Consider the following 18,328-nt stretch of genomic DNA (forward strand, 5'->3'; position numbering starts at 1 on the left):
CCGGGAGATCCGCCCCGCGCCGGAGCAGCCGCCCCGAGGCGGGCATGTGGCCGGAAAGCGCGGCCGACTGGTCAATATCGGCGGTGTTCGAGATCTTGCGGGCCCGTTCGGATACCGTCGGCGGGGTGACAGACGTCGCGGCACGATCCCCGCTTCATTGCTCTCGATGTGCGATTACCCGCAATGTGCAATCATGTCGGCACCCCAGCCGCCTGTTTCCTTCCGCTAAGTGAGTCCACATGCCGGGTCCAGGCAATGTCGGCGAACGTGTCCGCAACCTGCGGCTGACCAGACGCTTGTCGCAGGCACAGCTCGCCGGTCACGACCTTTCCGACAGCTACATCTCATTGATCGAGTCGGGTAAGCGCACGCCGACCCCGACCGTCCTGCGCATGCTGGCCGAGCGTCTCGGCTGCACCCCGGAGTACCTCGCCGAGGGCGTCGAGCCGGAGCAGCGCGCCCACCTCGAGGTCCGGGAGCGGCACGCCCACCTGGCGCTGCTGCGCGGCGACGCCGCCACCGCCGAGACCGGCTTCGACGAGGTGATCGCCCGCAGCGACGACCCCGATCTGACCTCCCGTGCCCGCTGGGGCCGCGCCCGCGCCCTGGAGGAGCTCGGCCGGACCGACGCCGCCATCGCGCTGTTCGAGGAGCTGCGCGAGCAGGCCGAACGCGACCCGGGCCGGGCCAGCTGGCTGCCGCCCGTGATCGCGCTGGCCAGGTGCTACCACACCGTCGGCGACCTGGGGCAGGCGATCGCGCTCGGCGAGCGCGCCGTCGAACGGCTCGAACAGCTCGGGCTCAGCGTCGGCAGCGAGTTCACCGAGGCCGGACGCGTCCTGCTCCTCGCCTACGTGGATCGCTCGGACCCGGCGCGCGCGCATGAGCTCGGACGGCGCCTCCTCCACCCGGAGCAGTCCGCGGAGACCGAGCCGGTGAGCGTCCACTACCAGCGGGCGAGCATGCGGGCGCTGGAAGGGGGGACCGTCGGCGACTCCCTGTACTTCGCCGACCAGGCCCTCGCGGCACGTACCGACGCCACGCCCGTGCAGAGCCGCGCTCGGCTCGCCCTCGCCGGCGCCAAGGCGCTGCTCAGGGGCGTTTTCCCGTTCTCGGTCGTCGCACCGCCAGGGGCGATGCCGGTCGGCGAGTTCGAACGTCCACGGCCAGAAGGCTCGCGTGAGGCCGCGCAAGAGGCCCTGGACCTCCTCCAAGGGACGACGGGTCTCGACGGTGACGACTCCACCGAGAGCACCATCGCCAAGGCGCGCGCGCTGGTCCTCGTCGGCGAACTGGACGATGCGATCGCCACGCTGGAACGGTTCCTCGACACCGGCCTGGCCCTTGCCGCCCCCACGAGCGCCCACACCGTGACCCCGCAGCCCGGCAGCGACCTCGCCGTGCGCACGCAGAAGACCGTTCTGGCCAGGCTCGTCCTCGCGCGCGCACGCGTGGCGCAAGGCGACCGCACGGCCGCCCAGGTCGTCCTGCGCGCCGCGGCCGACCAGCTCGGGACGCTCCCCCCGGGCCGTCCGGCTGCACACCTGTTCCGGGAGCTGGGCGAACTGTTCGAGCTCGTCCAGGACACCGAACGCGCCGCCACGGCGTACCGCAAGGCTCTCCAGGCCGCCGGCCTTTCGGCCTCCATCACGTCCACGCCGTCCGGCGTGAGGACCCCGTCCCTGCACGGCCCCCACGACGACCCGGGCATCTGACGACGCGAGTCTCTCCGGCACCGCCATCGCCCCGTCCTCGCGACGGGGCGATGTGACGCATCTCCCCGTGGATGGGAACAATCCGCGCTCTGATCTGGCTTTAGGCTAAACATGGGATGACTGGTTGACCGGAGGTTCGAGATGACGTTGCGCACGGCTCGGCGGTCGTCGCTGGTCGACCAGGTCATCGGCCAACTCAGGGACGAGATCGTCGGGGGGAACTGGGCGGTCGGCGCCAAGATCCCGCCGGAGCCGGTGCTCGCCGAGACGCTCGGGGTCGGCCGCAACACCGTCCGCGAGGCGGTCCGCGCCCTGATCCACGCCGGGCTCCTCGAAAGCCGGCAGGGCGACGGCACGTACGTGCGCGCGACGAGCGAGCTGTCCGGGGCCGTCCGGCGGCGGCTGGAGACGGCGGAGCTCATCGAGATCCTGGAGGTCCGGCGCGGGCTGGAGGTCGAGGCCGCGCGGCTCGCGGCCACCCGCCGCACCGAAGCCGACATCGCCGCCATCGCGGTCGCCCTCGCGCGCCGCGACGCCGCCTGGGCGGCCGGTGAGCACGCCGCCTTCGTCGAGGCGGACCTCGCCTTCCACACCTCCGTCGTCGAGGCCACGCACAACCGCGTCCTGACCGACCTGTACCGCGACTTCAGCGTCGCGCTGCGGGCCAGCATCGGGGCCGCCGGCGTCCTCCTGGAGCACGCGGACGTCCCGCACGGCCCCATCGCCGCCGCCGTCGAAGCGGGCGACGCCGACGCCGCGACCCGGGCCACCCACGCGTGCCTCGACCGGATCCTCGCCTCCACCACCCCGTCCGCTCCCGAGCCGGGACGCAAACCCGTGCATGGGCCCTGACCGTTCCCGCTGAGCGGACGGGCGGACGATGCCGCGCCGCGACTGAGGCGGGCGGCACGGTCAGTCAGAACGCGGTCAGTACATGAACGCGGTCAGTACATGAACGCGGCCAGTACATGAATGTGACCCGGCGGTCGACGCCGGGATGACGCGATGACGAGCAAGGTGAGATGAACAGTTCTGCGACGACTCCGGGTTCCCGTGCGACGGCCGTCTGGTCGCTCGCCGGGCTGGTGCTGCTGACGGTCAACCTGCGGGCCGCGATCACCGGGATCTCCCCGGTGCTCGGCGACCTGCGGGACGCCTTCGGGCTGTCCGGCACCGAGGTCGGGATCCTCACGACGCTGCCGGTGCTGTGCCTGGGCGTCTTCGCCGGCGTCGCGCCGGTCGTCGCGCGGCGGTTCGGCGCCGAGGCCGCCATCGCCGGATCCCTGGTCATGATCACGACGGGGATCGTGCTGCGCGTCGTGCAGTCGCCGGTGTCGCTGTTCGCCGGAACGGTCCTCGCGGGCGCGGGGATCGCGATGGGCAACGTCCTCATGCCGGCCGTCATCAAGCGCGCGTTCCCGTCCCGCGTGGGCTCGCTCACCGGCGTCGCCATGATGCTCATGGCGGCCAGCGGCGCCATCGCGGCCGGGCTCGCGGTACCGCTGGGCGAGGCGGGCGGCTGGCGGCTCGCCCTCGCCGTCTGGGCCGTCCCGTCCCTGGTCGCCGTGCTCGTGTGGGGGCCGCTCGCCGTCCGCGGACGCCGCGCACCGGACGTCCCCGTCTCGGCTCCGCGCGACGAGGGATCCCTGCTGCGCTCACCGACCGCCTGGTACGTCGCCGCCTTCATGGGGCTGGCGTCGCTGATGTTCTACGTCCTGATGTCGTGGCTGCCGGAGATCATGCGGGACGCCGGGTACACGCCCGCGGCCGCCGGGATGATGGTGTCCGCCATGATGATCGTCGGCATTCCGCTGGGCTTCGTCGTCCCCGTGTTCGCCGCCCGGCTGCCCGACCAGCGGCCCCTGGTCGGCGCCGTCGCCGCCACCATGGTCGTGGGCATCGGCGGGCTGCTGCTCGCCCCGTCGGCGGGCTGGACGTGGGTCGTCGTCCTCGGCATCGGCACCGGCAGCGCGTTCCCGCTCGCCTACACCCTGCTCAGCCTGCGCTCATCGAGCCCGTCCGTGGCCGCCGGGCTGTCCGGGATGGCGCAGACGGGCGGCTACCTCCTCGCCGCCGCCGGCCCGCTCGCGGTCGGGGTGCTGCACGACGCCACGGGCGGCTGGGACGTCCCGCTCGTCCTCCTGCTCGTCCTGGTCGCGCCGGAGGTCGTCTTCGGGCTGCTGGCCGCGCGCCCCGGGCTCGTCCGCCCGGCCCGTCCGCAGGCCCGGCCGGAGAAGCGTCCCGTGCTGGAACCCGCCCGTACGCGCTGATCAGGTCAGGTCGACGGCGTCCAGGTCCAGGACGCGGGCGTGCAGGACCTGCCGCTGGTGCAGCGCGGCGCGGAGCGCCCGGTGCAGGCCGTCCTCCAGGTAGAGCTCACCCTGCCACTGGACGACGTGCGGGAACAGATCGCCGTAGAACGTGGAGTCCTTCGACAGCAGCGACTGCAGATCCATCTCGCGCTTGGTGCTGACGAGCTGGTCGAGGCGTATCTGGCGAGGCGGGATCTTGGCCCAGTCCCGGGACGAGAGCCCGTGGTCCGGATAGGGCCTTCCGTCACCCACCGCCTTGAAGATCACCCTTCGAGTCTACGGCGTCCGTACTTTCCCGGAGAAGGCAACGTAACAACACGCGTCACTTGAGTTGGCGCAATCGGTAAACCACTTACATCCCAGCTCAGGGCATCCGTCACTTAGTTCCGAAACGACGAACGGATTGCGGTGCGTCGCGCGGGTCTTCGCGCCGAACGCGGCGTAACTGACGGAGCGGATCAGGGGGCGGACCGGGGGGCGGACGCGTCGCCCGGGCGCTTGAGCTGCGCGGCGGGATCCTCATGCGCATCGCTGCGCCGTCCGTCGGCTGGCGGGTGGCCGCGCGGTCCAGCGTGCGGTGCGGATGCGAAAGGCCGGTGCCCGCGTCGGGCACCGGCCTCGGTGTGGCGGAGGATGCGAGATTCGAACTCGCGAGCGCTTGCACGCAACACGCTTTCCAAGCGTGCGCCCTAGGCCACTAGGCGAATCCTCCACGGGAAAGCCTACCGGTTCCCGGGCAGTGACCTGACCTCAATTACGGCGGAGACCGGGATCGGTCCGTAGACGTGCGGGAAGAAGTCGCCGCCAACGGGCTCGTAGCGGACGGGAACGTCCAGCCGGGGCACGTCGATGAGCAGCAGGACCAGGTCTTCCCTCGGGACGGCGCCGTAGAAGCGGGCGAGGACGCCGTCCACCTGGGCCATGTCGGACGAGCAGTGGATGAAGCCCTCCTCGTCCAGCGTCCGGCCCAGCGTCGACATGGTGTACGACACACCGGTGGCGCGAGCGGATTCCCAGTGCGTTCGTTCGGCGATGTGCAGGAGCGTGTCCTGGGGCGAGGTGGGCATGAGGCGGAGACTACGCGGGAAGCGTGGCAATCCAGGGTCGGGGATGTCATAGACTCTGAGCAGACCCCTCGCATGGCGTCACCCTGTGAACCTCCCCAGGGCCGGAAGGCAGCAAGGATAAACAGGCTCTGGCGGGTGTGCGGGGGGTCCTTTCGCTTCTGACGCTCTGCTTCTCCAGGAGGGCGGGCCCCGATGAGTCTGGCGCTGTACCGCAAGTACCGGCCAGCGACGTTCGCCGAGCTGAAGGGGCAGGAGCACGTCGCCGAGCCCCTGCAGCAGGCGCTGCGCAACGGCCGGATCAACCACGCGTACCTGTTCAGCGGTCCGCGCGGCTGCGGCAAGACGTCCAGCGCCCGGATCCTCGCCCGCTCGCTGATCTGCGAGCAGGGACCGACCCCCGAACCATGCGGCAAGTGCGACTCATGCGTCGCGCTCGGCCCGTCCGGGACCGGGCACATCGATGTGATCGAGATCGACGCCGCGTCCCACGGTGGCGTCGACGATGCCCGCGACCTGCGGGAACGTGCCTTCTTCACTCCGGTGTCGGCGCGCTTCAAGGTGTACATCATCGACGAGGCGCACATGGTCACCAGCGGCGGCTTCAACGCGCTGCTGAAGCTCGTCGAAGAGCCGCCGCCGCACCTGAAGTTCGTGTTCGCGACCACCGAGCCGGAAAAGGTCATCGGGACGATCCGGTCCCGGACCCACCACTACCCGTTCAGGCTGATCCCGCCGGGAGTGTTGCAGGAACTCGTCGAGGAGATCCTGCAGGCGGAGAACGTACCGTACGAGGCGTCCGCGCTGCCGCTGGCGGTGCGGGCGGGAGCCGGGTCGGCGCGCGACACGCTGTCGATCCTGGACCAGTTGCTCGCCGGGTCGGACGAGAAGGGCATCACGTACGCGGGAGCCGTCTCGCTGCTCGGATACACCGACTCCGCCCTGCTGGACGAGGTCATCGCGGCCTTCGCGGCGCGGGACGGCGCCGCCGTCTTCGCCGCCGTCGACCGCGTGATCGAGAGCGGCCAGGACCCGCGCCGCTTCACCACCGACCTGCTGGAACGCGTCCGCGACCTGGTGATCCTGTCGAACCTCCCGGAGGCCGGCGGCTCGGGCCTGCTGAACGCCCCGCCGGACGAACTGGAGGCCATGCGGCGCCAGGCGTCCTCGATGGGGCCGGGCGAGCTGACGCGCGCTGCGGACCTGCTGCACACCGGGCTCACCGAGATGCGCGGCGCCACGTCCCCGCGGCTGCTGCTGGAACTGATCTGCGCCCGCATCCTGCTGCCGGCGGCGTACGAGGACGAGGCGTCGATGTTCGCCCGCCTCGACCGCCTGGAACGCCAGGCCAGCCAAGGCGGCTTCGCCGGGGGCCAGGGCGGCGGGGGCGGCCCGACGCAGGCTTTCGCGCCCGCGCCTGCCCCGCCCGCGCCTGCCCCGCCCGCGCCTGCCCCGCCCGCGCCTCCGCCCGCGCCCTCAGTGCAAGGAGCACCGGTCCAGGAACAGGAACGCGGTGCGGTAGTTCAATCGCGAGGAGAGCAACCCCCGCCCGCCCAGGGGGGCGACCCCACTTCTAGTGTCAACCCCCGCCCCCCCACGGCACCGCCAGAACGCGGTTCTGTGGATAACCGCCACAGCGCACCCGGCGCGGGTGCCGCCCAGACCTCGGCTGGCCCGGCCCAGAACACATCAGGCTCCGCCCAGAACACGTCAAACTCTCCCCAGAACACCTCCGGCCACCCCCAGAACGCGTCAGGCTCCGCCCAGACCCCCTCTGGGGCGTCTTCTGCGGCCGCCGAGGGCGGATTCGATTTCTCCGCCGTTCAGCGGCTCTGGCCCGACGTCGTCGAGGCGGTCAAGCAGAAGAGCCGCGCCACCTGGATGGTCATCATGTCCGGGGTGCAGCCGGTGTCGCTCGACGGCAAGGTGCTGACACTGGGCTTCGATGCCGAAGGGCGCCGTCTTGGCTTCGTCAACGGCGGTCGCGACACCGTCCTCCGCGATGTCTTCAAGGAGCGGATGGGCGTCGACTGGCGCATCGAGACCGTTGTGGGCGGAGGCGGCGCCGGGGGCGGACGTCCCCCGAACCAGGGCCCCGGAGGCGGCGGACGACCAGGCGCCGGCAATGGTCCAGGCAACGGCCCCGGCAGCGGTTTCGGCTCTCCGTCGTCCTCCTCCGGATTTGGAAACGGCGGAGGGGCGGCCCCATCCGGCGGCTTCGGTGACGCGCAACAGGCCCGAGCGCCGCAGTCCGCGTCCCAGGGCGCGCGGTCGAACACGTCCCCGAACCCGGTCCCCCGCCCGGCGAACGGCGAGAGGACGTCGAGGCAGGCAGACCCGGGGCCGATGCCGCCGCCTCCGGACGAGCCTCCGCCGCCCCCCGAACCCATGCCCGTGGACGAGAGCGACGAGGTCGACCCCGAAGGCGACGCGGACGCCGACGGCAGCGAGGCCGAGATGAACGGCATGGCCCTCATCCAGCGCGAACTCGGCGGCCAGATCATCCGCGAGATCGACAACTCGTCCTTGTAAGGCCACGTCTTAGCGCCCTATCGCGCGAAGGCTGAGCAAGCCCGAGGACGTTGGGTGAACGGCTTCGCGCGGCGCGGCCGTCAGGGGGTGAGGGCCTGGCGGATGGATCGGGCAGCCGTGCGGTGGTCGGCGGCGGTGGACGGCGCCGTTGAGACCAGGATGGCGGCGATTCCCTCGTGGGCCAGGGCCTCCGCGTAGCGGTAGCCCAGTTTCGGGGCCAGGTCCAAGGCTTGGCGGTGCAGGGGCAGCGCTTCATCAGGGAGGCCTGCCAGGCGGCAGGTCTCGGCGTAGCCGTTCAGGAAGTGGATCTTCCAGTGTTCCTCGAACAGCTCGTCGAGAAGGGTGAACGCCTGGCGGTGGGCGGTCAGCGCCTCCTCGTACCGGCCCATGTGGCGCAGCGCGACGCCCAGGCAGTTGAGACACCAGGCCTCGTTGTGCCTGTGGCCGTCCTCGCGGGACGCCGCCAGTGCCTGCTCTAGCTGCTCTGTGGCCTCGCCCGGCTCGTCGTGGGCGATGGCCACGCCGAGGGTGATCCGGGCCGTCAGCACCGGGGGCCATGCAGGATCGGTGTGCGGGATGTCCAGCACACTGCGGGCCAGACGTGCCGCCTCCTCGCGGTTTCCCAGTTGCAGCCTCGCCCAGGCCTCGTACGCGGTCGCGTGGGCGGAGCCCATCGGGCAGCCCGCGTCCGCGTACAGTTCGCCCGCCAGCCGGAACAGGTCGAGCGGCTCCTCGACATGGCCCTCGTCCCATCCCAGGTAGCCGCGGCGCATGGCCAGTTCGGCTTCGGAGCGGGTGTCCCCGGCCTGGGACAGCAGCGGTGCCGCCGCGGTGTAGGCGGCGTCCGCCTCCGCCATCCGGCCCGCGTTGTAGCGGGCGAAGCCCAGGTCGCTGTGCGCCTCGGCCAATTGCAGCGGATCCCCCAGGCGTTCGGCGGCGGCAAGTGAGTGCTCGAACAGGACGTTCAGGTGGGTGGTTCCGCAGCGCCGCGCGAAGTAGGCCCGCATGAAACGCGGCAGCTCGCACACGTGCGCGTCGGCTCCGGCGCCCGCCGCCGCCTCGAAGACGGCCATCAGGTTGGCGTACTCCGTGGTGAACCAGAGGAGCGCCGCATGCTTGCCGGTGAACTTCGGCAACTCGGACGGAGGCCGACCGGCGGACACCTCCCGGGCGGGGGACAGGTACGACATCGCGCCATCGGCGGCGGCAGCGGTGTGCACGTAGTAGTCGAGGACGCGGCCCAGCGCCCGTTCCAGATCCGCGGGAGAGTCCTGCTCGGCGGCGGCGCGGCGCGCGTGCTGGCGCACCAGGTCGTGGAGCCGGTAGCGGCCCGCCGACGGCTGCTGGACGAGGTGCGCGTCGAGCAGGTCCTCCAGCATGGTCTGGGCAGAGCGCACCGGTACCTCCGCCAGCGCCGCCGCGACGTACTCGTCGAACGTCGAGCCGGGCAGCAGGCCCAGCAGCCGGAAGAAGCGCTGCCGCGCCCGGTCCAGCTGCCGGACGGACATGGCGAACGCCGTGTCGAACTCGGTCGCCCCCTCCGCCAGCCGCTCGACGAGGATCCCGACGGTCCAGCCCGGACGGTGCCGCAGTCGCGCCGCCGCCAGCCGCAGCGCCAGCGGCAGATGGCCGCACAGCCGCAGCACCTCGGCGGCCGATTCCGGTTCGCGGGCCACCCGGCCGTCTGATCCGCCCGGGTCGCCGCAGGCGCGGGCCAGCAGCTCGGCGCTCTCCCGCGGAGACAGGACGTCCAGTGACACCGGCGGCACCTCGTCCAGACCCAGCAGCCGGTTGCGGCTGGTGATCAGCGCGACGGACGGGCCCGCGCCCGGAAGCAGCGGACGGACCTGCTCGGCGTCCACCGCGTTGTCGAGCACCACGACGGCCCGCCGATGCGCCAGCTCCGACCGCCAGCAGGCGGCCAGCGCCTCGATGCCGCCGTCCTGCGGGATCCTCTCGGACGGGACGTCGAGGGCGGCGAGCAGCGTCCGCAGCGCGGGGTCGGGGCCGAGCGGTTCCCGTCCGGTGGTGAACCCGTGCAGGTCCACATACAGCTGGGCGTCGGGGTAGCCGGTGGTGAGGCGGTGCGCGGCGTGCACCGCCAGGCAGGTCTTGCCGACGCCCGCCATGCCGTCGACGGCGACCACCCGGTCGCTCTCCACGGCGGCGAGCACGGCGGCGAGTTCCGCCTCGCGTCCCGTGAAGTCGGGCACGTCGCGCGGCAGATCGTTGCGGGCGGGGCGCGGCGCTCCGGGAGGCGGCGGCTGGACCTGGCGGCTGGTCTTCGGCGGCGCCGGCAGCGGGTTGGAAGCCCGCTCCCACAGCGGACGCAGCGGGCGGGGGTCGCGCTTGACCAGGCGGCAGAGCGCGATCACCGCGGGCCAGGGCGGCACCGTCTGGCCGCTGAGGTAGCGCGACAGCGACGACGAGCTGAGGCCCGTGTCCCGCGCGAGGGCCCGGACGCCGCGTCCGGACAGCTCCTGGATCAGGCGCAGCCGGGCCGCGAGTTCCTCCTCAGGTTCGGCGTTCCGCGCCGGCTGTTGCATGACCACCGTTCCCCCGCCCCGCCGTCCCATCCTGGCGGGAGTTCTCTGGGCCGTATCGCCGCAGCTCAGAGCCGTTCCAGCTGTCCCAGGGCGTCCCACCGCCATCGTCATCGTAGGCCCGCCCGGCTGTGATGGGGTCATGCCCCGAAGGAACGGGGCACCGGCCCATAAGAGGAGAAACCGAGATGCAGTCCCGTATGCAGAACCCCGCCGTCGTCCTGCCCGGTGCGATGGGGCCCATCCAGGAGGTCTTCAAGGCCGTGCACTCCGGCGGGGTGGACGGGCAGATCCTGGAACTCGTGCACCTGCGCGTCAGCCAGATCAACGGGTGCAGCGCCTGCGTCGACGCCGGCGCCAAGACGTCCCGCAAGGCGGGCGTGAGCGACGAGCGGCTGGCCACGGTCGCCGCCTGGCGGGAGGCCCCGTACTTCTCGGACGAGGAGCGCGCGGCGCTCGCGCTGGCCGAGGCCGCGACGCGTCTCGCCGACCGTCCCGACGCGGTGAGCGACGAGCTCTGGGACGCCGCCGCCACCTACTTCGACGAGAAGCAGCTCGCCGCGATCGTCCTGATGATCGGCGTCACCAACCTGTTCAACCGGCTCAACGCCACCACCCGGCAGATCGCCGGCGCGTGGGGCTGACCACCCGGCCTTCCGCCACCGACCGACCGAGGCACAGGGAGACCCCAGCATGAACGCGACGCCGAAGAACACCAAGAGCACCAAGACCACCGCCGCCAAGTTCGACGGGTTCACCGACGAAGAGCGGGCCGCGATGAAGGAGCACGCCCGGGAGCTGAAGAAGGCGGCGCGCGGCGGCAAGGCCAGGGCGGACGGGGAGCGCGACGTCGTCGCGAAGATCGCCGAGATGGGGGACGCGGACCGGGCCATCGCCGAGCGCATCCACGAGATCGTCAAGGCCGCCGCCCCGGACCTCGTCCCGAAGCTCTGGTACGGGATGCCCGCCTACGCCAAGGACGGGAAGGTGCTCTGCTTCTTCCAGAGCGCGGCGAAGTTCAAGGCCCGCTACGCGACCCTCGGCTTCAACGACGTGGCGAGCCTCGACGACGGCGTCCTGTGGCCGACGGCCTTCGCGCTGACGGAGCTGACCGCCGGCAGCGAGGCCCAGATCACCGAGCTCGTGAAGCGGGCGGCGAGCTGACGACTCCGGACGATGGCGTCGAAAGGCCGGGTGCCCGGGGTGCGATCCCCGGGCACCCGGCCTGAGCGGGTTGTTCGGCGTGCCGTTGGTGTGGGAGTCCTCTCGCCAAGATCGTGACGGGCGTACTTACCGCATCATGGCGCGAACCCGTAGTCTCGGGGGACGGACGTCCGGAGGCTGGCGGAGCGCCAGAGAGAAGGCCCTCGGGGGCCGGAAGAGGGAGTGCACCGTGGAACCCGGTGGTGAGTTGAACATGCAGGAACTGCTGCAGCAGGCGCAGGCCATGCAGCAGCAGCTTTTCACCGCGCAGCGCGAACTCGCGGAGGCCGAGGTGAAGGGGACCGCCGGCGGCGGGCTCGTCACCGCCACGGTCAACGGGCAGGGCGAGGTCATGGGCCTGTCGATCGACCCGAAGGCCATCGACGTCGACGACCCGGCCGACACCGCGGAGACCGTCGCCGACCTCGTCCTCGCCGCGATCCGGGACGCCGTCCGCGAGGCGCAGGAGCTGCAGCAGGAGAAGATGGGTCCGCTCGCTCAGGGGCTCGGTGGCGGAGGCGGCATTCCGGGCCTCGGCGGAGGCGGCGGAGGCGGCGGCCTCCCCGGCGGCTTCCCCGGCCTCGGCGGCCAGGGCTCCTGACCGGCGAACGACCAGCGGACGCGAGCAGGACGAGCAGGACAATCGTGCCGTGCAGACCAGGACGACGACCTGGTTGACCAGAATGACCTGGATGACCGGAGACTAGGAAAGGAGGGGTCCGTTGTACGAAGGGGTGGTCCAGAACCTCATCGACGAGCTGGGCAGGCTGCCCGGCGTCGGCCCCAAGAGCGCGCAGCGGATCGCCTTCCACCTGCTCGCCGCCGACCCGGCCGACGTCGAACGGCTCGGCAAGGCGCTCAAGGAGGTCAAGGACAAGGTCCGGTTCTGCAAGACGTGCGGGAACGTCGCCGAAGAAGAGGAATGCCGGATCTGCCGTGACGCGCGCCGAGACCCCCACATCATCTGCGTCGTGGAGGAGTCCAAGGACGTCGTCGCGATCGAGAAGACCCGCGAGTTCCGCGGCACCTACCACGTCCTCGGCGGCGCGATCAGCCCGATCGAGGGCGTCGGCCCGGACGACCTGCGCATCCGGGAGCTGATGCAGCGGCTCGCGGACGGGACGGTGACCGAGCTGATCCTCGCCACCGACCCCAACCTGGAAGGCGAGGCGACCGCGACGTATCTCGCCCGGCTCGTCAAGCCCATGGGCATCACCGTCACCCGTCTGGCCAGCGGCCTGCCGGTGGGTGGCGACCTCGAATACGCAGACGAGGTGACGCTTGGCCGCGCATTCGAAGGACGGAGGCTGCTCGATGTCTGACACCAACAGCCCGCAGGACTGGAACGCCCTCGCCGAGCGCGTGGCGTGCCACGTCGACAACTACCTGAACGGACTCGAGGCGGTCGCCCGCGGCGACGGCGGGGCGCACGCGATCCCGCTGCTCCTCCTCGAAGTGTCGCAGGTCATCCTGGCGGGTGCGCAGCTCGGCGCCAGCGCCGACGTCATCCTCCCGGACAACTGGGAGCCGGAGGTCGGCGACGACCCCGACCTCGACGCCGTCCGGCAGGGCCTGTCCGAACGCCTCGTCGCGCTGGACGAGTACGTCGAGGTGTTCGACCCCTACAAGGACACCGAGACCACGTCCTACCGCCTGTCGGACGACCTGGTCGACGTCGCCAGCGACCTCGTCCACGGGCTTCGCCACTACAACCAGGACCGTCCTCTGGAAGCGCTGTGGTGGTGGCAGTACTCCTACTTCAACCACTGGGGCAACCACGCGGGCGCGGCCCTGCGCGCCCTGCACGCCTTCCTCGCCAACACCCGCCTGGACGTCGCCCCCGAAGCCGCCACCGCCTGACACCACGGCTCGGCTAGTCGGCGCCGCCGGAACTCACCGTGGCGCCCAGCGTCCACGCCACCAGCTCGGCGGCCTTCTCGACATCCGAGCCGAGCCGGCCGGCGTCACCGAAGCTCCACCCGTACTGGCCGAGGTCGTCGTCCCAGACGACCACGGCGGCCTGCCCGCGGTACGCGACGCGCAGCCCGGCACCTGCGCCGTCCCCAGTGCCGCCCCCGGCGGCGTCCGGTCGTGCCGCGGACACCTGCGGCGCACGCCGCCGCAGCGCCGCGTACAGCGCGTGAAGCGGCCCCCTGCGCATGCGCGGCAGCTCATCGAACGCGGCCATCGGCCCTCCCATCGGCTCGGTCACCGCCGCGCACGCCCCGAGCGGGTGCCGGCGTGGGCAGGGCGGATCGCCAGTGGACGGGGTGCACCACGGCCCCCCGCCACTACATAGACGCCTTGCCCCACTTCCGGGAGGTCCGCGAAGAAGATCGGCAATGTGGGTGGGCGGGCATGCGGGAGGGCCTGCTGGGCGGGACATGCGTCAGCGGACGTGCCGTACGGGTTCGGCACGTCCGCCTCCGGTGATCGCGGTGGCACGCCGGGTGCCACGCCGGGTCACGTGATCGGCGCGGTCCAGGTCGCGTCCCACGTCTTCGGGCCGATGATGCCGTCGACCTGAAGCTTCTTCTCCTTCTGGAAGGCCTGGCAGACCTCCTCCGAATGCGGGCCGTAGATGCCGTCGACGACGACGCTCGTCCAACCGCGCTTGCGCATCTGCATCTGCCAGGTGCGGACGTCATCGCCCTTCATGGGCGGCGGCTGCTTGATGTATCGCCCGGGCCACGGCGGGGCCTTTGCGGACTGCTGAACTTTGTGCTCGGTCATGATCGTCCTTTCGGTGCGTCGGCTACCCTCCTCTTCACTATTCGTCCGAAGCATTTACGTATCAAGGTCGGCCAGGGCAGAATTAAGTAAAAGGTAGGGTCACGATATTCTTTGGTGAATATCAGACAAAGCGCTGAAAAATGGAACATTCAACCTTCAATGCCGGCCCGGCATGCCCGGCATGAACCGGGTCTTCCGTGCGCCGTCGCTGCTCGGCGGGGGCACCGGCGGTACCGGCGGCGTGGGCGTGGTCGCCGACGCGGCCGGGGCGGCGATCTCCCGCTCCGGCTCCGGATCGGCGGTTCCGCGCACGCCTTCCAGTACCGCCTGGCCCTGCCTGTCCACGAACTTGGTGAACAGCTCCTGCGCGTAGCCGAAAATGATCGCCCAGGCGATGATCTGGGCGGACGTGTCGAGGGCGCTCAGCCCCGGGAGGAACTGGCCGCGCAGGAGAAGGAGCCCGAGCACGGCCACGAGCGCCCCGGTGGGGAGTTTCAGGAGGGCCAGCGCGACGGGGATGCCGAAGCCGTTCGAGGTTCCGCGGACCTTGCGCAGGGCGGTGGCCGCCGCGATGCTGGCCGCCGTCAGCCCGGCGATCTCGACGATGGCGTAGTCCGCCGGTGTGGCGACCCGGCCGACGAGCGGCCCTGCCTGGGCGCCGGAGGGCACCGCGCGTGACCTGCTGGGGCAGACGATGACGGACCCCGCCTGGGAACCGTTCGTCGGCGTGAAGCACAGCGGCACGGCGGACTGCCAGATGAACCCGACCACGGCGATGCCGATCGCCAGGCAGAACAGGAGGACCGTCACCCACTGGACGATGCGCACGAAGCTCACGGCGCGCATCTTCTCCCTGAGCGATGCCTCCCGGGCGGCGTCGACGGCCTCCAGCACGGCGCGCAACTCGTGTGAGGACGGCTTGAGGTCCTTGTTCGCCTGCCGGGCCTGCTCCATGTTCCGCGCGACGTCCTCGGCGGCGATCCTGCGCGTGTCGCCGGCCGGGAGGTGCTGCTTGATGACGGCGAACAGGTCCGGCAGGTGGGGTGCGAGATCCTCGACGGGGAGCGCCTTCAACCACATGGTGCGCGCGGAATTCACGTGCATCTGCGCCGTGGTCACGTGTGAGGCGGTCGGGCCCCGCCGATGCTTGTTGAAGTCGACGACGGTGCGCGCCCTGTCCAATGCCTGGCGGGCGTGGAACACGAGGTGCGCGCGCTCGGCGGAACCCGGTCGCTTCGCCTGGACGGCCTTCAGCGATGCTTCCAATTCCCTGGCGTTCGCGCGAACTGCTTCGCAGAGCATCCAGGAGGGGCGCTCGCGGCTCCATTCGGAGAATCGGGACACGAAAGGTATTCGCGATTTCCGCCGGCTCATGCGCAGGGCCTCCCTCGGTGTGCCACTCGCCCGCGCATCGTGACCGGAGCCAACAATCAGGATAATTCTACTTATGCCCCATGGAATTCATGTCACGGTACATTGTGTGTCAGGGGCGGACATCTCCTGCAGGCGCCCTCGCGGGCACGATGCGGGCGCCCGGGGGACTGCGAGCACGACGGCGCCGGCCACGGGCGGAAGTTACCTCGTTGTGATCCATCGGGCGGGGCTCGGTAGACTCGTCGTCCGGAACGTCTGACCCCGATCCGAGGAGCGCCCACCCGTGGCCCTTGTCGTGCAGAAGTACGGTGGCTCCTCCGTCGCCGACGCCGAAGGCGTCAAGCGGGTCGCCCAGCGCATCGTCGCTACGAAGAAGGCCGGAAACGACGTGGTCGTCGTCGTGTCCGCCATGGGCGACACGACGGATGATCTCATCGACATGGCCAAGCAGGTCAGCCCCCTGCCGCCGGCCCGCGAGCTGGACATGCTGCTCACCGCGGGCGAGCGGATCTCGATGGCGCTGCTGGCCATGGCCATCGCGAACCTGGGCCACGAGGCCCGCTCGTTCACCGGCTCGCAGGCGGGTGTGATCACCGACGGCTCGCACGGCAGAGCGAAGATCATCGATGTGACGCCGGGCCGGATCCGGACCGCGCTGGACGAGGGTTCGATCTGCATCGTGGCCGGGTTCCAGGGCGTCTCGCAGGGCACCAGGGACATCACGACGCTCGGCCGCGGCGGGTCCGACACCACCGCGGTCGCGCTCGCCGCCGCGCTGGACGCCGATGTCTGCGAGATCTACTCCGACGTCGACGGCGTCTTCACCGCCGACCCGCGCATCGTCCCCGCCGCGCACAAGATCCCGAAGATCTCCTACGAGGAGATGCTGGAGATGGCGGCGAACGGGGCGAAGATCCTGCATCTGCGCTGCGTGGAGTACGCGCGCCGCTACAACATTCCGATCCATGTGCGGTCCTCGTTCAGTCAGAAGGAGGGCACGTGGGTCGTCGACAGCAGCGAGATCGAAGGACAGGACATGGAGCAGGCGATCATCTCCGGCGTCGCGCACGACCGGAGCGAGGCCAAGATCACCGTGGTGGGGGTGCCGGACAAGGTCGGTGAGGCCGCCGCGATCTTCACCGTGCTGTCCGACGCCGAGATCAACATCGACATGATCGTGCAGAACGTGTCGGCGGCGTCCACCGGGCGGACCGACATCTCGTTCACCCTGCCGGCCACCGACGGGCAGAGCGCGCTCACCGCCCTCAACAAGCTGAAGGAGCGGATCGGCTTCGAGGCGCTCCGCTACGACGACCGGATCGGCAAGGTCTCGCTGATCGGCGCCGGGATGCGCTCGCACCCGGGCGTCACCGCCAAGCTGTTCAGCGCGATCGCCGACGCCGGGGTGAACATCGAGATGATCTCCACCTCGGAGATCCGGATCTCGGTCGTCGTCGCGCAGGACGACGTCGACACCTCGGTCGCCGCCGCGCACCACGCCTTCGACCTCGACGCCGAGCAGGTCGAGGCCGTCGTCTACGGCGGCACCGGCCGCTGAGCTCGCGAGGGCCGCGCCGGCCGAGAGCCGCGCCGGCAGGGAACTTCCCGCGCCCGCGCGGTCCTTCGGGAACCGGGCGCGGACGGCGGTAGTTCTGAGGATGTGAGTGCGACGAGGGGCTCAGGCTCCGGGCTGCCGACCCTCGCGGTCGTCGGCGCCACCGGGGCGGTCGGCACGGTGATGCTCGACCTGCTGTCCACCCGCCGGGACGTGTACGGGGAGATCCGCCTCGTCGGATCGGAACGCTCCGCCGGGCGGACGCTCCAGGTGCGCGGCGATCCGGTCGAGGCGCTGGCGCTCGCGCCGGAGGTCTTCGAGGACGTCGACGTGGCGATGTTCGCGGTGCCGGACGGGGTGGCCGCCGCATGGGCGCCGGTCGCGGTCCGGCACGGCGCCGTGGCGGTCGACGGGTCGCGCGCGTTCCGGGCCGCGGGCGACGTCCCGCTCGTCGTCCCCGAGGTGAACCCCGAGCGGGTGCGGGACCGCCCGAGAGGCATCGTCGCGGGTCCCGGCTGCGCGACCCTCTCGATGATCGTGGCGGTCGGCGCGCTGCACGCGCGGTACGGGCTGCGGGAGCTGGTCATCGCGTCCTACCAGGCGGCGTCCGGCGAGGGGCGGCACGGCATCGACACCCTGTACGCGCAGCTGGAGAAGGTGGGCGGCGACCGGGCGCTCGGCAACCGCTCGGGCGACGTCCGCGGCGTGGTCGGCGACCTCGGCCCGTTCCCGGCGCCGCTCGCGCTCAACGTGATCCCCTGGACGGGGACGGGCGAGGACGGCGGCTGGACGTCCGACGAGGTCGGCCTGCGGGACGAGACCCGCAGGATCCTCGGCCTGCCCGGCCTGAAGGTGTCGGCGACGTGCGTCCGCGTCCCGGTGATCACCGGGCATTCGATGGCCGTGCACGCCGTCTTCGAGGAGCGCACCGGTCAGCGCGAGGCGCAGGAGATCCTCGCCCGCTCGCCCGGCGTGGTCCTGTGCGACATCCCGGAGACGCACGAGTTCCCCACGCCGTCCGACGTCGCGGGCACCGACCCGACCTGGGCGGGACGCGTCCGCCGCTCGCTCGACGACCCGCGGGCCCTCGACCTGTTCCTCTCCGGCGACAACCTGCGCAAGGGCGCCGCGCTCAACACCGTCCAGATCGCCGAACTGATAGCCCGCGACGTGACCGCCTGACGGCGCCCGGCCTGCCTGCCCGTGGAGGCGGCCCGTGCTCTTCGGACGGTTCGGTCGCGCCTGGCGAAGGCCGGTTCAGGGAACGAGGTTGCGGTGGACGGCGGTTCGTGGCATG

At 71.3% G+C, this 18,328-nt stretch carries 17 protein-coding genes, 1 tRNA gene and 1 other RNA gene; 12 read left to right on the top strand and 7 right to left on the bottom strand.

Annotated features, from left to right (window positions below; genetic code table 11):
* The first annotated feature begins 239 nt into the window (after positions 1-239).
* The 3 genes from SM418_RS09065 (at position 240) to SM418_RS09075 (ending at position 3,985) form a co-directional block, all read left to right on the top strand.
* A complete protein-coding gene (locus SM418_RS09065) occupies positions 240-1,715 on the top strand; it encodes a helix-turn-helix domain-containing protein (protein ID WP_371940391.1) in 1,476 nt (491 codons plus the stop codon).
* Positions 1,716-1,856: 141 nt separating this feature from the next.
* Entirely contained in the window at positions 1,857-2,567 is a 711-nt protein-coding gene (locus SM418_RS09070) for a FadR/GntR family transcriptional regulator (RefSeq protein ID WP_371940390.1), read from the top strand.
* A gap of 170 nt (positions 2,568-2,737) precedes the next feature.
* Complete coding sequence (locus SM418_RS09075) at positions 2,738-3,985, top strand: CynX/NimT family MFS transporter (RefSeq protein WP_371940389.1); 1,248 nt, start codon at positions 2,738-2,740, stop codon at positions 3,983-3,985.
* On the opposite strand, the gene SM418_RS09080 is transcribed toward SM418_RS09075, so the two are convergent.
* The 3 genes from SM418_RS09080 to SM418_RS09090 form a co-directional block, all read right to left on the bottom strand.
* Positions 3,986-4,294 carry a type II toxin-antitoxin system VapB family antitoxin gene (locus SM418_RS09080; RefSeq protein ID WP_371940388.1) on the bottom strand — a complete coding sequence of 103 codons (309 nt, stop codon included), beginning with the start codon at positions 4,292-4,294 and terminating at the stop codon, positions 3,986-3,988. It abuts the gene before it with no gap.
* A gap of 357 nt (positions 4,295-4,651) precedes the next feature.
* A tRNA-Ser gene (locus SM418_RS09085) sits at positions 4,652-4,739 on the bottom strand.
* Between the two features lie 10 nt (positions 4,740-4,749).
* Complete coding sequence (locus tag SM418_RS09090) at positions 4,750-5,094, bottom strand: DUF952 domain-containing protein (protein WP_371940387.1); 345 nt, start codon at positions 5,092-5,094, stop codon at positions 4,750-4,752.
* 59 nt (positions 5,095-5,153) lie between these two features.
* On the opposite strand from SM418_RS09090, the gene ffs reads away from it, so the two are divergent.
* Together ffs and SM418_RS09100 are read left to right on the top strand one after the other, a co-directional pair.
* Positions 5,154-5,249, top strand: an RNA gene (gene ffs, locus SM418_RS09095) — signal recognition particle sRNA small type.
* 37 nt (positions 5,250-5,286) lie between these two features.
* Positions 5,287-7,623 (top strand): DNA polymerase III subunit gamma and tau, encoded by a 2,337-nt coding sequence (locus tag SM418_RS09100; protein ID WP_371940386.1) that lies wholly within the window; start codon positions 5,287-5,289, stop codon positions 7,621-7,623.
* Between the two features lie 80 nt (positions 7,624-7,703).
* Here SM418_RS09100 and SM418_RS09105 read toward each other — a convergent pair whose 3' ends face one another.
* Positions 7,704-10,169 (bottom strand): tetratricopeptide repeat protein, encoded by a 2,466-nt coding sequence (locus tag SM418_RS09105; RefSeq protein ID WP_371940385.1) that lies wholly within the window; start codon positions 10,167-10,169, stop codon positions 7,704-7,706.
* Between the two features lie 185 nt (positions 10,170-10,354).
* Here SM418_RS09105 and SM418_RS09110 point away from each other — a divergent pair, with 185 nt between their 5' ends.
* The 5 genes from SM418_RS09110 to SM418_RS09130 all read left to right on the top strand — a co-directional run bounded on the left by SM418_RS09110 (position 10,355) and on the right by SM418_RS09130 (position 13,229).
* The gene (locus SM418_RS09110; RefSeq protein ID WP_371940384.1) at positions 10,355-10,810 is read left to right on the top strand and encodes a carboxymuconolactone decarboxylase family protein; all 456 of its coding nucleotides are present in this window, start codon (positions 10,355-10,357) and stop codon (positions 10,808-10,810) included.
* Positions 10,811-10,859: 49 nt separating this feature from the next.
* A complete protein-coding gene (locus tag SM418_RS09115) occupies positions 10,860-11,330 on the top strand; it encodes an iron chaperone (RefSeq protein ID WP_371940383.1) in 471 nt (156 codons plus the stop codon).
* A gap of 253 nt (positions 11,331-11,583) precedes the next feature.
* A complete protein-coding gene (locus SM418_RS09120; protein WP_371940489.1) occupies positions 11,584-11,970 on the top strand; it encodes a YbaB/EbfC family nucleoid-associated protein in 387 nt (128 codons plus the stop codon).
* A 121-nt stretch (positions 11,971-12,091) separates the two neighbouring features.
* Entirely contained in the window at positions 12,092-12,691 is a 600-nt protein-coding gene (gene recR / locus SM418_RS09125) for a recombination mediator RecR (RefSeq protein ID WP_021598842.1), read from the top strand.
* Positions 12,684-13,229 (top strand): DUF5063 domain-containing protein, encoded by a 546-nt coding sequence (locus SM418_RS09130; RefSeq protein WP_371940382.1) that lies wholly within the window; start codon positions 12,684-12,686, stop codon positions 13,227-13,229. Before recR ends, SM418_RS09130 begins: the two co-directional genes overlap by 8 nt.
* A gap of 13 nt (positions 13,230-13,242) precedes the next feature.
* On the opposite strand, the gene SM418_RS09135 is transcribed toward SM418_RS09130, so the two are convergent.
* The 3 genes from SM418_RS09135 to SM418_RS09145 form a co-directional block, all read right to left on the bottom strand.
* Positions 13,243-13,557 (bottom strand): hypothetical protein, encoded by a 315-nt coding sequence (locus SM418_RS09135; RefSeq protein WP_371940381.1) that lies wholly within the window; start codon positions 13,555-13,557, stop codon positions 13,243-13,245.
* Between the two features lie 275 nt (positions 13,558-13,832).
* Complete coding sequence (locus tag SM418_RS09140) at positions 13,833-14,102, bottom strand: peptidoglycan-binding domain-containing protein (protein WP_371940380.1); 270 nt, start codon at positions 14,100-14,102, stop codon at positions 13,833-13,835.
* 156 nt (positions 14,103-14,258) lie between these two features.
* Positions 14,259-15,368, bottom strand: a complete 1,110-nt coding sequence (locus tag SM418_RS09145; protein WP_371940379.1) for a hypothetical protein — start codon at positions 15,366-15,368, stop codon at positions 14,259-14,261.
* A 391-nt stretch (positions 15,369-15,759) separates the two neighbouring features.
* Between SM418_RS09145 and SM418_RS09150 the strand changes: the two genes are divergently transcribed.
* Both SM418_RS09150 and SM418_RS09155 read left to right on the top strand, forming a co-directional pair.
* Positions 15,760-17,034, top strand: a complete 1,275-nt coding sequence (locus SM418_RS09150) for an aspartate kinase (RefSeq protein ID WP_371940378.1) — start codon at positions 15,760-15,762, stop codon at positions 17,032-17,034.
* A gap of 102 nt (positions 17,035-17,136) precedes the next feature.
* Positions 17,137-18,213 carry an aspartate-semialdehyde dehydrogenase gene (locus tag SM418_RS09155; protein ID WP_371940377.1) on the top strand — a complete coding sequence of 359 codons (1,077 nt, stop codon included), beginning with the start codon at positions 17,137-17,139 and terminating at the stop codon, positions 18,211-18,213.
* The last annotated feature ends 115 nt before the right edge of the window (positions 18,214-18,328 follow it).

It is taken from the genome of Actinomadura chokoriensis, from assembly GCF_041463665.1.
GTDB lineage: Bacteria > Actinomycetota > Actinomycetes > Streptosporangiales > Streptosporangiaceae > Spirillospora > Spirillospora chokoriensis_A.

Coding starts and splice junctions, on each gene's coding strand:
- SM418_RS09110 (WP_371940384.1), top strand. CDS start 10,355: ATGCAGTCCCGTATGCAGAACCCCGCCGTCGTCCTGCCCGGTGCGATG.
- SM418_RS09100 (WP_371940386.1), top strand. CDS start 5,287: ATGAGTCTGGCGCTGTACCGCAAGTACCGGCCAGCGACGTTCGCCGAG.
- SM418_RS09135 (WP_371940381.1), bottom strand. CDS start 13,557: ATGGCCGCGTTCGATGAGCTGCCGCGCATGCGCAGGGGGCCGCTTCAC.
- SM418_RS09115 (WP_371940383.1), top strand. CDS start 10,860: ATGAACGCGACGCCGAAGAACACCAAGAGCACCAAGACCACCGCCGCC.
- SM418_RS09130 (WP_371940382.1), top strand. CDS start 12,684: ATGTCTGACACCAACAGCCCGCAGGACTGGAACGCCCTCGCCGAGCGC.
- SM418_RS09140 (WP_371940380.1), bottom strand. CDS start 14,102: ATGACCGAGCACAAAGTTCAGCAGTCCGCAAAGGCCCCGCCGTGGCCC.
- SM418_RS09090 (WP_371940387.1), bottom strand. CDS start 5,094: ATGCCCACCTCGCCCCAGGACACGCTCCTGCACATCGCCGAACGAACG.
- SM418_RS09075 (WP_371940389.1), top strand. CDS start 2,738: ATGAACAGTTCTGCGACGACTCCGGGTTCCCGTGCGACGGCCGTCTGG.
- SM418_RS09120 (WP_371940489.1), top strand. CDS start 11,584: ATGCAGGAACTGCTGCAGCAGGCGCAGGCCATGCAGCAGCAGCTTTTC.
- SM418_RS09105 (WP_371940385.1), bottom strand. CDS start 10,169: ATGCAACAGCCGGCGCGGAACGCCGAACCTGAGGAGGAACTCGCGGCC.
- SM418_RS09065 (WP_371940391.1), top strand. CDS start 240: ATGCCGGGTCCAGGCAATGTCGGCGAACGTGTCCGCAACCTGCGGCTG.
- SM418_RS09070 (WP_371940390.1), top strand. CDS start 1,857: ATGACGTTGCGCACGGCTCGGCGGTCGTCGCTGGTCGACCAGGTCATC.